This window comes from Photobacterium swingsii, assembly GCF_024346715.1.
In the GTDB taxonomy this organism is placed as follows: Bacteria; Pseudomonadota; Gammaproteobacteria; order Enterobacterales; family Vibrionaceae; genus Photobacterium; species Photobacterium swingsii.
The window spans coordinates 2,563,308-2,578,896 of sequence record NZ_AP024852.1; the positions used below are offsets into that span (position 1 = coordinate 2,563,308).

At 43.3% G+C, this 15,589-nt stretch carries 11 protein-coding genes; 5 read left to right on the plus strand and 6 right to left on the minus strand.

The genetic code is table 11. From position 1 onward, the window contains the following. Positions 1-270: 270 nt before the first annotated feature. The 5 genes from OCU77_RS11660 (at position 271) to OCU77_RS11680 (ending at position 6,140) form a co-directional block, all read left to right on the plus strand. Positions 271-1,263 carry a porin gene (locus OCU77_RS11660; RefSeq protein WP_048900198.1) on the plus strand — a complete coding sequence of 331 codons (993 nt, stop codon included), beginning with the start codon at positions 271-273 and terminating at the stop codon, positions 1,261-1,263. A gap of 194 nt (positions 1,264-1,457) precedes the next feature. Beyond that, positions 1,458-1,721, plus strand: coding sequence for a GrxA family glutaredoxin (locus OCU77_RS11665; protein WP_048900199.1), 264 nt, complete (start codon positions 1,458-1,460; stop codon positions 1,719-1,721). A 341-nt stretch (positions 1,722-2,062) separates the two neighbouring features. Continuing rightward, positions 2,063-3,745, plus strand: a complete 1,683-nt coding sequence (locus OCU77_RS11670; protein ID WP_048900200.1) for an aspartate:alanine antiporter — start codon at positions 2,063-2,065, stop codon at positions 3,743-3,745. Between the two features lie 377 nt (positions 3,746-4,122). Further along, on the plus strand, positions 4,123-4,797 hold the full coding sequence (locus OCU77_RS11675; RefSeq protein ID WP_048900201.1) for a response regulator: 675 nt from the start codon (positions 4,123-4,125) through the stop codon (positions 4,795-4,797). After that, positions 4,794-6,140, plus strand: coding sequence for an ATP-binding protein (locus OCU77_RS11680; RefSeq protein ID WP_107302886.1), 1,347 nt, complete (start codon positions 4,794-4,796; stop codon positions 6,138-6,140). The genes OCU77_RS11675 and OCU77_RS11680 overlap by 4 nt, the downstream gene beginning before the upstream one ends. A 112-nt stretch (positions 6,141-6,252) precedes the next feature. Here the strand turns inward: OCU77_RS11680 and fabV are convergent, their stop codons facing one another. The 6 genes from fabV to OCU77_RS11710 all read right to left on the minus strand — a co-directional run bounded on the left by fabV (position 6,253) and on the right by OCU77_RS11710 (position 15,528). Then, positions 6,253-7,455, minus strand: a complete 1,203-nt coding sequence (gene fabV / locus OCU77_RS11685; protein WP_048900203.1) for an enoyl-ACP reductase FabV — start codon at positions 7,453-7,455, stop codon at positions 6,253-6,255. Between the two features lie 254 nt (positions 7,456-7,709). Continuing rightward, positions 7,710-9,794, minus strand: a complete 2,085-nt coding sequence (locus tag OCU77_RS11690) for a methyl-accepting chemotaxis protein (RefSeq protein WP_048900204.1) — start codon at positions 9,792-9,794, stop codon at positions 7,710-7,712. A gap of 510 nt (positions 9,795-10,304) precedes the next feature. After that, positions 10,305-12,581, minus strand: coding sequence for an acyl-CoA dehydrogenase (locus OCU77_RS11695; protein WP_107302887.1), 2,277 nt, complete (start codon positions 12,579-12,581; stop codon positions 10,305-10,307). Positions 12,582-12,644: 63 nt separating this feature from the next. Continuing rightward, on the minus strand, positions 12,645-13,319 hold the full coding sequence (locus OCU77_RS11700; RefSeq protein WP_048900205.1) for a TetR/AcrR family transcriptional regulator: 675 nt from the start codon (positions 13,317-13,319) through the stop codon (positions 12,645-12,647). Between the two features lie 387 nt (positions 13,320-13,706). Next, positions 13,707-14,180 (minus strand): response regulator, encoded by a 474-nt coding sequence (locus tag OCU77_RS11705; protein ID WP_048900206.1) that lies wholly within the window; start codon positions 14,178-14,180, stop codon positions 13,707-13,709. 19 nt (positions 14,181-14,199) lie between these two features. Next, positions 14,200-15,528, minus strand: coding sequence for an ATP-binding protein (locus OCU77_RS11710; RefSeq protein ID WP_048900245.1), 1,329 nt, complete (start codon positions 15,526-15,528; stop codon positions 14,200-14,202). Positions 15,529-15,589 lie beyond the last annotated feature (61 nt).

The following is a 15,589-nucleotide window of genomic DNA, read 5'->3' on the forward strand; positions in this document are numbered from 1 at the left end:
ACGGATAGATTTTCTCTCTTATTATTTTCCACATTCAGCCACTTAAGTTGCATTGGTTTACGTTTGGTAATGTTGATGTAAAGCAACTTTATCTAGTGTTCATCTTACGTACTGTAAATAACTAGCGAACTGTCACAATTGAGACAGCACTAGCATTGCCTCTGTCATACAAATGCCTTGTTTTTTTCATTTATCCGTCACTTACCGCCACTAACCTAGCCCCATCAAACAAGGTATGAAGCCTAACAAAACATTTCTAGGGGAAATAAAATGAAAAAAACAGTATTGGCATCGGCAGTTCTGGCAACACTCACGTCAGGCATTGCAAACGCAGCAACGGTTTATCAAGATGATACAAACTCACTCAAAATTGGCGGCCGTGCTGAAGCGCGCTTTAACGTATCTGATAACCATAAATATGACAGTGCCGGTAAGGAAAACGGCAATGATACGTTCAAAGATAAATCGCGTGCTCGTATCAACCTAAAAGGCAAGTCAGACATTACTGATAGCCTGACGGCATTTGGTACTTACGAGCTAGAAGTAAAAGATGGTAAAGGACAAGCCATTGATACTCGCTACCTTTTCGCAGGCTTAGACACTAACTTTGGTGCTTTCTCGTACGGACAGCAAGACTCTGCGCAAGTTATCCTGACAGACTTCACTGATATTTTGGCTACCTTTGGCGGTGATGCCGCTGATCTTATTTCGGGTAACGGTGACAAAAAGCAAAACAACTTCGTTTATTCAGGTAACTTTGATGCATTAACAGTGACAGCTAACTACATTGTTAATGAAAACGATAAGAAAGATACGCGTTCATACGGCCTTTCTGCCGTTTACGAGCTGCCTTTTGGCTTAGACTTTGGTGCAGGTTATGTTGGGGGCAAAGAAAGTGCAGACACCGATGTTAACCAATACAACTTAGTCGCACGCTACAGCCTAGAAAACTTCATGGTATCTGGTCTTTATGCTGGCGGTAAATCGGAAACAGGCTCAACCAAAACCGACCTAACAGGTTACGAATTGGCTGCAGCCTATCAACTGAATCAATTCATTTTCCAAGGCGTGTACAACAAACAGCAAGCTAAGGTCGATGGTAAGAAAACAGACAATCAAGATTACATTGCCATTGAAGGTATCTACAAAATTAACAGCAGCCTTCGCACTTACGCAGGCTATAAGTTTAATCAGCTAGATAAGAACACTGATAAATCAGCAAATAACGATGAGCTTCAGGCCGGTATCCGCTTCGACTTTTAAGTTCAATATAACGCCAGATTAAAGATAAAACCGAGCTTATGCTCGGTTTTATCTTTTTGCGGTGAACAAAAGTTGTGCTTTCTCGAAAAATTTTCCATCAATCGGTTTTATCTATCACATCAAGCGATAAATCCCACTTCCTCAATGTCGTGAGCCACGATATAGTAAGCACAATTGATTTAAGGAGAGAGTGTATGTTCGTTGTTATTTTTGGTCGCCCAGGTTGCCCATTCTGTGTTCGTGCTAAAGACCTAGCAGAAAACTTAAAAGAAAGCCGTGAAGACTTTAACTACCGCTACGTTGATATCCACGCTGAAGGTATCAGCAAAGCAGATCTAGAAAAAACAGTGGGTAAACCAGTAGAAACTGTGCCACAAATCTTTGTTGATCAAGAGCACATCGGCGGCTGTACTGAATTTGAAGCATACGCAAAAGAAAACTTGGATCTTTTCCAATAATCCAAGCTGCGTAACCTCGCTCCGTAACTCGGTACTCTAGTAAAGATATAATGCCGAACATTACGCGATATTAAAGCCAGTCTATGACTGGCTTTTTGCTGTCTAATAACTGTAAATTCAAAGGATAAGCAGCATAAGATGACTGTTCCGCTGAATAATTTATCATGCTTTAAACTTAGCACCGTATTACGTCCTGTTTCCACCTGTTTTTAAAGCACTTTTTTGCATTAAACACAATGTGTTTTTGGAAAAAAATATTTCACTAAAAATCTATAACCTGTCCATAAAATCAGCTAGACTTCACACACTCATCGCGTGCCCATTGTTCCGGAAAATTTGTTGTGAATATCGACGTTGCAGCTTTGCTTCACCAAAATGATATTTTGTTGCTCTTTGTCGTTCTTGCTGTTGGCTTAAGTGTCGGAAAGATCCGATTCGCTAATTTGCAATTAGGCAATTCTATTGGCGTTCTACTCGCCGCCCTTCTCCTCGGTAATGCTGGTTTTACCTTTAATACAGAAGCGCTCAATATTGGCTTTATGCTCTTTATTTTCTGCGTGGGTATTGAAGCAGGCCCCAACTTTTTCGGTATCTTCTTCAGAGACGGAAAACACTACCTTCTACTCGCTCTCGTCGTATTACTCACGTCAATCGCCATCACAATGACAATGGCTGAACAGCTCAACCTCGATATTGGCTTGGCGACAGGTTTGATGGCAGGGTCGTTGACGGCAACGCCTGTTTTGGTAGGTGCAAAAGATGCACTGAATGGCGGCTTGGCAGGTATCACAGATAGTACTGCAATCCAGCAAATGGTTGATAGCTTAAGCGTTGGCTATGCAATGTCATACCTTGTTGGTCTTGTTAGCTTAATTATGCTGGCAAAACTGATGCCGAAATTGCAAAAGCAAAATCTAGCTGAATCGTCACAACAAATCGCTAAAGAGCGAGGCATAGGTGAAGTAGGTCAACGTAAAGTCTATTTACCTATTATTCGTGCTTACCGAGTTGGTCCAGAGCTCATTAACTGGATTGATGGTAAAAACCTTCGAGAGTTAGGCATTTACCGTCAGACAGGCTGTTATATCGAGCGTGTACGTCGTAATGGTATTTTAGCAAACCCTGATGGTGATGCGATTTTACAAGAAGGCGATGAAATTGCATTAGTAGGTTACCCAGATAGCCACGCACGATTGGATCCAAGTTTCCGCAACGGTAAAGAAGTTTTCGACCGTGACCTTCTCGATTTACGTATCGTGGAAGAAGAGATCGTGGTGAAAAACGACAATATTGCTGGTAAGCGTTTGTCTGATTTAAACTTGTCGGAATACGGCTGTTTCTTAAACCGTGTAGTACGTGCCCAAATCGAAATGCCGATGGATCACAACATCTTGCTCGATAAAGGTGACATCTTGCAGGTCAGTGGCGAGAAAAGCCGTGTATTAGGTTTAGCTGAGCGCATCGGCTTCATTTCAATTCACAGCCAAATCGCCGACCTATTGGCTTTCTGTTGTTTCTTCATCATCGGCATGCTGATCGGTAGTATTACCATGACCTTTGGCCATATTGCCTTTGGTTTAGGTAGCGCCGCAGGTTTGTTGATTGCAGGTATTACGCTAGGTTTCCTACGTGCTAACCACCCTACTTTTGGTTATGTGCCACAAGGGGCGCTCAATATGACCAAAGACTTAGGTTTAATGGTCTTCATGGCGGGTATTGGCTTGAGCGCAGGTTCCAACTTGTTTGACTCACTGTCTGAAGTCGGCTTTGCGGTATTCGCAACCAGTATTATGGTCAGTGTGATCCCTGTCGTAGTGGCTTACCTGTTCGGTGCGTACGTGCTTAAAATGAACCGTGCCCTACTATTTGGTGCGATTATAGGTGCCCGTACCTGTGCCCCTGCGATGGACATGATTAACGAACATGCTCGCAGTACCATTCCAGCATTAGGTTATGCGGGTACGTATGCTATTGCCAACGTCTTACTGACGATTGCAGGTACCTTGATCATGATCCTGAATTAACAACACGGTATTTTGACTCATTAAAAGCAGCTCTTCAGAATAAGAGCTGCTTTTTTATTTGTAGCGCTCATTTATTTAGATCGTTATAAGCTTTATATTTATCAAAATAATGAGTCAACGAAATGTCAGCCTCTATTCAGTCAAATTCGTTACACTCTACTGCTACGAACACAAGCGCTGTACGTGATAGCCTAGCCTCTTCAAAATATAGGCTTTTCGCTCATTAAAACACGTCACCAGTGACAATTTAGACACTATGTTCGGGCGCTGAATCAGAAAACCTTGAATTAGTCACAGATTTACCATCTTGATATTCGCAAGGTTCTCATCTATTCAGTATATTCAATGAAATATTTTTATATCTGGGTACTCACATTATGCGAATTCTTATCGTCGAAGATGATTCCATCCTCAGTCATCACCTAAAATCCCAGCTTACCGAATTAGGTAATCAAGTTCAGTGTGCCGATACTGCTGAAGAGGGCTTATTCTTTGCAAAAAATTACCCTAACGACATCGCCATTGTCGATATTGGTTTACCTGACCGTGACGGTATCAGTCTAATTAAAGACATGCGTAAACAAGGCTTACGCCTACCAATATTGATCTTAACGGCACGTTCAAATTGGCAAGATAAAGTCACAGGCCTTGAAGCTGGTGCGGACGATTATTTGGTGAAGCCATTCCAAAAAGAAGAAATGGTGGCTCGTTTGAGTGCACTGGTTCGTCGTAGTGCAGGTTTTGTTAAGCCCGAAATGTCAGCGGGGCAAATTCGCGTGGATCTGCTCGCTAAACAAGTGTTCATTACAGAGAATCCACTTGAACTAACAGCATTTGAATATGATTTACTTGAATACTTAATGCGCCATAGCCGTCAAGTGGTCTCTAAACAACGCTTATTAGATGTGCTTTACGAAGACCAAGAAGGTGACCCAAACACGATTGAAGTCATGATCAGCCGCCTGCGTAAGAAGATCGTCAAAGCGGGTCAGGATAACCCTATATCAACCATTCGTGGCCAAGGGTATATTTTCGAGCTGCATGCTCAATGAGTAATATTATTCAACCACGCTTACGCCGTCGGGTACTCGTTACCTCGGTGGCGATTATCGTACTTATTACCTCTGCACTCGCAGGGGTAATTAACCAACTTTATACCCAAAGTTATATTGCCGCTTATTCCTCTGATCTCGCCACCCAGATGCCGATGGTAGTCGCGCAACTTAATCGAGCAGGGTTAATTAAAGATGTCGATAAATGGATTCGATCTATTGATCCATCAAAAACAGACTATATGTCTGTGGTGTGTAATCAAAAGTCGGAGACTGTTTGGCTGTCTGACGATGCCAAAGATGCCAAGCTCAACAATATCTGTGAAGATGTGCCCGATGAGCTCTTTGCCCCAAACCTGATCCAAAATAGCGAAGGGGTTAACTTCATTGTCTCGAACTTTGGTACTGAGCATAAAGAAGATGGCAATACATTCCGTCTTGTTGTTCTCCGATCCGGAGATGATTATGCATCAGCTTTATCGCAACTCCATAAGCGCACCACTTTTTACCTCGGCTTATTTGTACTAATCGCCGTTGCCTTTTTGATTGCCGCTTTCCATTGGAGCTTCCAACCGTTACGTAAACTTGCTAATCAGTTAGATCAAATGACTGAATCAAAGCGTGAGGCATTGGATCAAGATTACCCAATGGAGCTACAAGAGGTTACATCGGCGCTCAACCGATTAATTCGCATTACTGAAGATCAAAAAGGTCGCTACCGTCATGCAATGGATGACTTGGCGCATAGTCTAAAAACGCGCTTAGCCGCAACCAATGCTTTACTTGATGACAAAGAACTGACCCGTAACATGCTCAATCAACGTGTAATGGAACAGATCAGTCAAATGGATGAATTGGTTCAGTATCAGCTAAAACGAGCCATGATGGGACAACAAGGCTTACAGAAAGCCATGACGGAGTTAAAGCCCACCATTGACAGCTTTCAGCGTTTACTCAGCAAGGTTTACGGTGATAAAGACGTTAACCTTGTCTATAAATTTAATCCAAATCTAAAGCTGCCCATCAACCGTAATGACTTGATGGAGTTACTCGGCAACTTGCTTGAAAATGCCTACCGCTTCTGTATCAGTACAGTACAGATAAGCGTCAAAGAGCATGCTGATCACTACATCATCATCATTGAAGACGATGGCCCAGGTGTAAACGATAAAATGCGAGAGGCTATCTTCCAACGAGGAGTGCGAGCAGATCAGCTCAATCCCGGCCAAGGGATTGGTTTATCTGTGTGTCATGAGTTAGTCGACAGTTATCAAGGTCGCATCCATGTGCAGACCTCTAAGCTTGAAGGTGCAGCGTTCATCATTCGCTTACCTAAACACTAATTAGGTGTTAGTTGGGAAACTGAGCAAGCATATTTAGCGAATTGCAGGTACAAAAAAACCGCCACTTCAATGTAATCTTGTGGCGGTTTTTTCTTATCAACTCTAAAGAGTATTAGATGTCTTGAACATCAAACTCAACAAGTGTTGCTACATCGGCTTCGTAATCAATAGATTCAATGCCAAAGCCAAATAGCTTCAAGAATTCATCTTTGTACTCTTGGTAATCAGCAACGTCGAATAGGTTTTCGTTCGTTACTGTCGACCATAGATCACGGCAGTGTTTTTGAATATCTTCACGTAGCTCCCAGTCATCTAAACGAAGGCGGTTTTCAGCATCCACTTCTGGCGCTGTACCGTCTGCTTTATAGAGACGCTGCGTAAACATACGGTGAATCTGCTCCATACAGCCTTCGTGTACGCCTTCTTCACGCATTTTCTTGAATACCATTGCAATGTACAGTGGCATTACAGGAATCGCAGAACTTGCTTGCGTTACCACACTCTTTAGTACAGCGACGTTTGCAGAACCACCGTTTGCAGACAGTTTCTCGTCCAGCGCTTTTGCTGCACGATCAAGATCCATTTTCGCTTGACCCAACGCACCGTGCCAGTAAATCGGCCAGGTGATTTCAGTACCGATATAGCTGTAAGCAACCGTTTTACAACCGTCTGCTAGCACGCCAGCTTCAGAAAGCGCGTTGATCCAAAGTTCCCAATCTTCGCCACCCATTACAGTAACGGTATCAGCAACTTCTTGCTCCGTTGCAGGCTCAATGCTTGCTTCAATCAATACATCTTTATTGGTATCAACGGCTGTCGCTGTGTACGTTTCGCCCATTGGCTTCAACGTAGAGCGAATCACTTCACCCGTTTCTGGCATTTTACGCACTGGTGATGCAAGTGAGTAAACCACCATATCAATTTGACCAAGATCTTCTTTAATCAAATCAATGGTTTTTTGTTTTGCTTCATGAGAGAAAGCGTCGCCATTCAAGCTCTTAGAGTAAAGACCTTCTTCTTTCGCTAGCTTGTCGAATGCTGCTGAGTTGTACCAACCTGCTGTACCCGGCTTTTTCTCTGTACCTGCTTTTTCAAAGAACACACCAATAGTCGATGCGCCACCACCGAATGCCGCAGCAATACGTGATGATAGGCCGTAACCACTTGATGAGCCAACTACAAGTACACGCTTAGGTGCATTGGCAATTGGACCTTGTGCTTTAGTGTAAGCAATTTGTTCTTTGACGTTTTCTTCACAACCCACTGGGTGCGTTGTTGTACAAATAAATCCACGAATTCTAGGTTTGATGATCATCTTCAACTTCCCTTACATAATTGCCAGTAAGGATAAAAGGTTACTGAGTTTTTCGCATTAGATTTATGCGATAAATAGTTAAAAACGGCAGTGGTTGGAGGTGTTATTGATGCAATAAGCCTCTAACACTGCCGCTAACCTCTCTATTTCACGGAAGTTTGATCATGATTGGCGAATTTACAACCACGTCACTCCGATGATATTTGCACGAGTAAAATAACATCAAGCAAGACTAAAGCCTGATTCATACGTGGCTAGTATTTAAAATGATTAATTTTTGCGCGCACATCAGATGTATAGCCTGACACTTTCTCGCACTCATCCTGTGACAGTTGAGAGCCTTGGCCAATTTCTTCAGCGGCATCATTAATCGCAACGATACTGCGGTTAACTTCTTCTGTCACCGCGGCTTGCTCTTCGGCAGCGCTCGCAATTTGGTGTGCCATATCTTGGATCTTGCCACTTTGGACGCTGACTTCGTTCAAGGCCTTAACAGCCTCTTCCGCATGAGACATACAGGCGCTACTTAACTCGCGGTTTTTCTGCATGGTCGCAACCGCCTGCTTACTGCTACTGCGTAAACCATCAATCATCAACTGAATTTCATCTGTTGAGTCCGATGTTTTTGTCGCAAGATTTCGTACTTCATCAGCAACAACCGCAAAGCCACGCCCTTGTCCACCAGCACGAGCCGCTTCAATAGCAGCATTCAATGCCAGTAAATTCGTCTGTTCAGAGATATTACGTATAACATCTAAGATGCTACCAATGTCGTTACTTTGGACTTCAAGTTGCTCAATCACTTTAGTTGCTTCAACAACGTTTTGCGCTAGGTCTCTTAGGCCATTGGCGTTTGCCTCAACAACTTCTTGCCCTTGATTAACCGAACCTTGCGTCAAAGATACTGCATCGGCAGTTTCTTGCGCATTATCAGACACACTGTGCGCGGTCGAAGACATTTCATTCGTTGCCGTTACAACTTGCTCTATCTCTTGTCGCTGCGCCAAAATATTTGTTTGGCCCTGCGAGGCAACGGCCGCTGTCGCAGACACACTTTCCGTTAATGACTCAACGGACCCTGCAATATCACTGACAATACCGCGTACATCACCAATAAAGGTATTTAAATGTGTCGCGAGTTGACCCGTTTCATCTTTACGATCGATATCAATAAATTGTGTCAGATCGCCACCTGATTGCGTCAACGCTTTAACTCTTGTAACCAAAACACTAATCGGCGCAACAATAGAGAGTGATACAAACCACATCAATATAAGCCCAAATAAGCCTGCAATTGAACCAACGATCACTTGGCCTGTTAAATTATCAGAGAAGCGTGAGATGACTGTATCCACAATGGCTTGAGCATTCGCAAGTGCGATATCCTCCGGCACGATAACAACAACTTCCCACTGGGTTTGCGTACCGCTAGTTTCAAAACCCGCTGTTGCGATCAAGTCGTTACCCTTCACTATGGTTTCGCCAACTTGTCGCGACATCAACAAATTTTCCAATGGTGTTGATGACAGCTTTTTGCCTATATTAGATGGCTCTGCACTGTCCGCGCTAATCATGCCTGCCGCACTTAAAATAACGACTCGCGACTGTCCATCTAATAAATTAGACGATGTCGACTTTGCTAATGATTGTAGAAATGCGAGCGAGTAATCAACCCCGAACATGCCAAGGTATTCCCCATTCCGCAAAATAGGCGCAACAAATGAACTCATTAATGTCGATACACCTTGAATGGTGTAACTTGCAGGATCAATAACACATGCCCTTTTCTTTTCCATTGGACATAGATACCACTCAGAATCACGTACGCCTGTCGCATTTAAGTTATGATTGTAATAAGGGTAAGATGCCTCTAATACAATCTCGCCAGATGGCGAACGGTTATAGTACGGACTAAAAGAACCATTTGGTTGGGAATATTTGTCATTGATATAATCTCGGGCTTGTCCATTAAATTTATCGAACTCCCATGCAGAATAAATACCAATGATATTTTCAGTATTATTAATTGTATTACCGAGAAGATTAATTAATCCCTCTCTTGTCATCTCAGGATCTTCACCACTGAATGACTGAGCATAATTAGTCGATATATAAATTGCTTCATTAAAAATAATATTTATTTTTTGCGCTTCAACCTCAGCAGAAAGACTAAGCTGTTCAATCAGAACACTTTCAGCATCTGTTAATATTAACTCATCTAATTCATGAAGCAGGCTGTTACCACTAAAATGGCTATAGCCCACCATAGCTAATGTAACGGTAAGTAAGCTCGCACCACCAAACAACATTATGTGTTGCTTAATACTAGAGAACTGCATATAAATCCCTTTGCTACTTTTTATTTTTATAAATAGCCCTAATGAATAAATATTTGTATTTTTTATTTCAAAAGGAGATATAAAAAACCTGCGATAAGTTAAATCCTCAGTAAAGAGGCATATAAAATAAAAGCAGAAATTTTCTTTATAAAAAAGCTAGCATATCGCTATAGTACGAACAAAACACTTTTGTCATATAAATTAATATGAGCTGATATTGACTCACTTATACCAAATGGAAATTAATAATCGTTAACTACACACATGTGACGATTATTTAATGTTATTACCAGATAATCACATTGTTATTAATTGATAGCACTGTATGTTTCAATCTTTCACATTTATATTTTGTATGAAAGGGTGAGATTTAATTTCGAATTTACGTTCCTCGCTTAAAATTTGCATAACCGCTAAATTGTATGCATCACAACTTATAAAAGCACACTAGATAACAATAAAAAAGCCACGAGGTCGTGGCTTTTTTTCAGTGTGCTATCACAATTGCGTTTACGCGGCTTTACCTGATTCTAATGCAATGCGGGTAAACTCGTCAGAGGCAAAATCATCCACCGAAATAGCACGGCGACGAAGCGCATCAGCATGATTCATTTTCTCGACTTCGTGGTCCGTAATCAAGCCAGAGGCCAGTGCAAGTTCCAGCTTTTCCGCGAGGGTCGCTTTACGAGGAATTTCACCCGCCTTGATGGCTTTAATCAATTTACGGTCGATGTCTTTCACATCTTGCAACGCGATAAAAGCACGCTCCATGATCGCAATCGGGTCACCGTCCTTCTCTCCAACATAACAAAGTTTGGTTAAACGGTCACGATGGGCCCCTGGGGTCATGAGTAGTTGTGCAATCTCAACAGTGACTTCATCTTTTGGTGCTTGATAGCGAATACCGAGCGGGAACAACAAGGTACGTAATAGACGCCCTACACCTTTACGCGGGAAGTTGTTCATAACTTCATCGAACGCAACACCACATTTATGTAAACAATGCTGAAGGGCGTAATGCACCATAGGCAAGTCGGTTTGCTGACGGCCTTCATCTTCAAAACGCTTAAGGGTTGCTGACGCCAAGTACAGATGGCTCAATACATCGCCCAAACGCGCCGATACAAGTTCACGACGTTTTAGCTCGCCACCAAGACTGAGCATTGAGAAGTCTGCTGCAACAGCCAATGCACGGCTCATACGTGAAAGGTGACGATAATATTCCGCAGTTTCACCACTTACAGGTGATCGATTAAAACGTGAACCAGTGAATGCGTTTAATAGTGACTTAGAGACATTACCAATCGCAAAGCTGATGTGTTTACCCAACAAAGCATCAAATTCTTTCGCACCTTGGTCAGCATCTGGATTCGCAGCCGCTTCCATTTCACTTAAGACGAAAGGATGACAACGGGTTGCCCCCTGGCCAAAGATCATCAAGTTACGCGTAAGAATATTGGCCCCTTCAACGGTGATCGCCACCGGCATACCAAAGTAATGGTGACCAAGGTAGTTCTTCGGCCCCATCTGGATAGCACGCCCAGCATGGATATCCATCGAATCATTTAAGATAGTACGAGCCATTTCCGTCATGTGGTATTTCGCAATGGCCGTCACAATCCCAGGCTTTTCACCTTGGTCGAGCGAGGTCGTTGTCAAGGTACGTGATGCTTCAAGCATGTAAGTGAAACCACCGATACGCCCCATTGCCTGAGCCACACCTTCAAAGTTACCAATCGACATACCAAACTGCTTACGAACATAAGCATACGCCCCTGTGGTACGTGCTGTCATATGGCCGACTGCAGCGCCCAATGCAGGCAGTGAAATACCGCGACCTGCTGACAAACATTCCACCAGCATACGCCAGCCACGACCAGCAAAGTCTTGACCACCGATAATCCACTCCATTGGAATGAACACGTCATTGCCGCGTGTCGGCCCATTCATGAATGCCATATTGAGTGGGTCATGGCGCATACCCACTTCTACCCCAGGATGATCGGTTGGGATCAACGCACAAGTAATGCCAAGATCCGGCTTATCGCCTAACAAGCCTTCAGGATCTTGTAGCTTAAACGCAAGACCAAGTACCGTTGAAACAGGCGCCAGTGTGATATAACGCTTATCCCAATTTAATTGGATCCCTAACACTTGCTCGCCGTCGAACTCACCATAACAAACCGTTCCCTGATCGGGGATCCCGCCGGCATCCGATCCTGCTTCTGGACCAGTTAAGGCAAAACATGGGATATCCTCACCATTAGCTAAACGCGGTAACCAATAATCTTTTTGTTCCTGAGTACCATAGTGCGTCAATAGTTCACCCGGGCCTAATGAATTAGGCACCATGACACATACCGCAGCACTTAAACTGCGTGTGGCTATACGAGTAACTATGGTTGAGTTCGCCAGCGCCGAGAAGTCCATCCCGCCATATTCTTTACCAATAATAAGTGATAAAAATTTCTCTTTGCGCAGGTATTCCCATACCTCTGGCGGCAAGTCTCGGTCTTCTTGCACAATTTTGTAGTCATCTAACATCGCCAACAAGGTTTCAAGCTTGGTGTCGATAAATGTTTGCTCTTCATCCGTGAGCTGAGGTTTAGGGTAATTCAGTAGCGTATTCCACTCAGGGGAACCACCAAAGAGCTCACCATCCCACCAAACACTACCCGCTTCCATCGCTTCTCGCTCGGTATCCGATAGTGGAGGCAGCACTTTCTTAAACATCTTAAAAGCGGGCTCACTGAGATAGCGTTGACGCAAATTTGTTAAAGTGCTCATTTTTCAGGTCCTTTTGTCTCATTTATCGATGATCGACTATTTGTTTTTATATCTACGTAGGCATTACAGAGTTCCAGTTTGTTCATCACTAACCAGCGACAAACTTTGTTCGATTGGTGCTGCGACGCCTGCTGCCAAATATGGCACCAAGCGATCAATAAGATCTGCGGTAGTCACTTTGCGAGAGAAGTCATTCTCTGCGATTTGACGCAATGCCGTGCTTGACGCCATAGTGAAAACAGACGCGCCAAGGGTGAAATGCAAGCGCCAGAAAAGGGTTTCAGGATCTAAAGATGGATTTGCACGGCACACAGCATTAGTAAATAGGTTCAAAACATCTGAATATTGCGTAACAATGAACCAGCGAAGGTGCCCTTGAACATCGGTATAACCTCTACCAATCAAGGACATAAAGTTACTCGCACCATAGGGGCGAAAATCATCAAGCTGCACTAATGGCCGCTTGATACAATGAAATACATCTTCCATGGTAATTTCATCATGCGATAGAAGCGATTCAAGCTCTTCTATCAACACAGGGACAAACTGTTCTAGATAACGGCCTAGCACTGCACGTATTAGGGTTTTCTTATCGCCATAGTGATAATTTACCGAAGCGAGGTTAACGCCAGCCTTACTGGTGATAGTACGTAACGAGGTTTCATTAAAACCATGCTCCGCAAAAAGCAGTTCAGCGGCATCCAGAATTCGCCCTTTTGTTTCTCCTTTCACTGCCATTTTCATTCACCTGTATTAAACACATGTTTGAACTTTACATCTCATCATGTTTTTTAACAAGTATTAAACACTTCATGTTGATTATTATGATCACAGATCTAATGATACTTTATGCGTATACCTGTCACATTTTAATAACCCATCTGAATAATCACGTTTATTGAACAGAGGATGCTTGATGAAGCAAGAAGGGGGGTTGCAAAAAATTCGGCAGGGGAAAAGTATTCAATTATTTGTGGAAATAGTGGGAACATTTCGCACATTAGCAGGTCATATATAGTGCCACTGCTTTTTCTTAGAAGATATTCTTCAAAGCCTGTTCACTGCTATGAACAGGCTTTCTTTCATTTTAGGCGTAAACATTTCACTGAGTGTTATCCACTCAGATTAGCGTAACCGCCTGAAGACGACAGTATTATCTAAAATATCAGTCCATTGCTGATAGTCTAGCCCCATATCAAAGACATACTCAGTGATCAGTGAACGCGCTGTTGTTAGCAGTACATCCGCCTTCCACGGTTTTTCAAAGTAACTTTCGATACGAGCGCGGTTAATGGCGGCAATGGTATCTTGATGCGTTGCCTGCCCCGTTAGCAGCACCTTTTTCGTCGCATAAAAGCGAGCGTCTTGTGAGATCTCGGTAAGCAGTTCGACACCTGTTTTACCTGGCATAACATGATCTGAAATCACCAGTGCGATAAATTCACCCTCGGCATCTAACTCATCCATCAGCTCTAACGCTTCATCTGCCGATTCACAATCTTCTACATGAAAGTAATCATTAAGTGGCGCGAGATCTTTGAGTACGGCGCTTAATACTTCCCTTTGATCATCTACGCAGATGATATTCAACTTTTCCATAACCGTTCCTTACAAATTGCTAAACTATTGGCAGTTTGATTCTAAATTTGGTTTTATCTTCATCGCTTCTCAGTGCAATCGTTCCGCCATAGCTATGGACGATACGCTGAACAATCGACAGTCCTAATCCCAAGCCAAACGACAACCCGCCTTTTTTGGTCGTGAAATTAGGTTGGAATATTTTCCGGCGTGTGACTTCATCAATCATCGGGCCATTATTGCTGATAGTGATCATCAGGCGATTCTTGGAGTAGCGGGTAATAATCTCGATTTTTGGTTCGTCCGTTTGCTCCATCGCATCACAGGCGTTTTTAATTATATTGACCCACACCTGTACCAGTTCAGTGGAGCTGGCTGTTATTGTCGGTAATACCGCAGGACGTAAAATAACGTTAACGCGCCGTAGGTTACTTTGCAGCAAAGCCAATGATTTATGAATGGTGTCATTCACATCGACATCAGATTGGTAATCCTGATCGCTGCCACCTAGCTGCTTCACCGAACGCACAATATTTGCGGCGTGCTTGGCTGCAAGGCGCATATCGTGTAGATCTCGCCCCACATCCCAGTACTGCAAGGCTTCATCAATATCATCGAACCAATATTCGGGTACTTCACCTTGTGGTAATGCACGAGCAAGTTGGCGCGCTTGCTCTCGGCTAAGTAAAGGATACTGAGACACGAGATCTTTGGCGCGTTGTCGGACTTGGGCTGAAGTGCTGGATTGTCCTTCGCAAATACCTAAATCAATGAATGGTGAGGCATTCGGCTTATTTTCTTCCAAGAACTGACAAATCGCACCTTGAACAATTTCGGTCTTACTACTTAATACACCAACCGCATTATTCAATTCGTGAGCAATACCCGCCGCAAGCTGGCCCAGCGTTGTCATTTGCTCAGCGGCATACAATTTTTGTAGCGCTTTTTCTTTTTCAATCGCCTGTAACCCAGTTAACATTTGTCGCTGCGCTAACTCATGTACCATGACTGGCATAAACTGTTCGGTCAGCGAGCCAAATGTTTCAACATCAACCGCTGGTGTCGCCAGATCGATCCACGCCAGTACACTGTCTTTCTCGGCAATGACCGTAGTAGAAGCTTGCTGTGTTTGAGCAAAAAAGCTATGAACACCAAAAAACATTCCCGGCTCGACACTAAAAACTTTGGCGGTCAGTTCATTTTTTTCTGCATTCAAATACCCAGACAGCTCACCCGTTTTTACCCAATAAAGGCGATCGTTGAAGCCGTCTTGTTTAAGGACTTGCGTGCCCGCTTTCACCGTTTTGGTTCGACTTGTTTCCTGAAAATACACATCAATAATACGCTGTAAGGCCGCAGGACGATGTATCCCTTTTGCGGCCGCTTTGTGGGTTGTTGGGGTGCTATTGTTCATATCTGACATTGTTATT

Coding starts and splice junctions, on each gene's coding strand:
- OCU77_RS11675 (WP_048900201.1), top strand. CDS start 4,123: ATGCGAATTCTTATCGTCGAAGATGATTCCATCCTCAGTCATCACCTA.
- OCU77_RS11680 (WP_107302886.1), top strand. CDS start 4,794: ATGAGTAATATTATTCAACCACGCTTACGCCGTCGGGTACTCGTTACC.
- OCU77_RS11700 (WP_048900205.1), bottom strand. CDS start 13,319: ATGGCAGTGAAAGGAGAAACAAAAGGGCGAATTCTGGATGCCGCTGAA.
- OCU77_RS11705 (WP_048900206.1), bottom strand. CDS start 14,180: ATGGAAAAGTTGAATATCATCTGCGTAGATGATCAAAGGGAAGTATTA.
- OCU77_RS11665 (WP_048900199.1), top strand. CDS start 1,458: ATGTTCGTTGTTATTTTTGGTCGCCCAGGTTGCCCATTCTGTGTTCGT.
- OCU77_RS11660 (WP_048900198.1), top strand. CDS start 271: ATGAAAAAAACAGTATTGGCATCGGCAGTTCTGGCAACACTCACGTCA.
- fabV (WP_048900203.1), bottom strand. CDS start 7,455: ATGATCATCAAACCTAGAATTCGTGGATTTATTTGTACAACAACGCAC.
- OCU77_RS11690 (WP_048900204.1), bottom strand. CDS start 9,794: ATGCAGTTCTCTAGTATTAAGCAACACATAATGTTGTTTGGTGGTGCG.
- OCU77_RS11695 (WP_107302887.1), bottom strand. CDS start 12,581: ATGAGCACTTTAACAAATTTGCGTCAACGCTATCTCAGTGAGCCCGCT.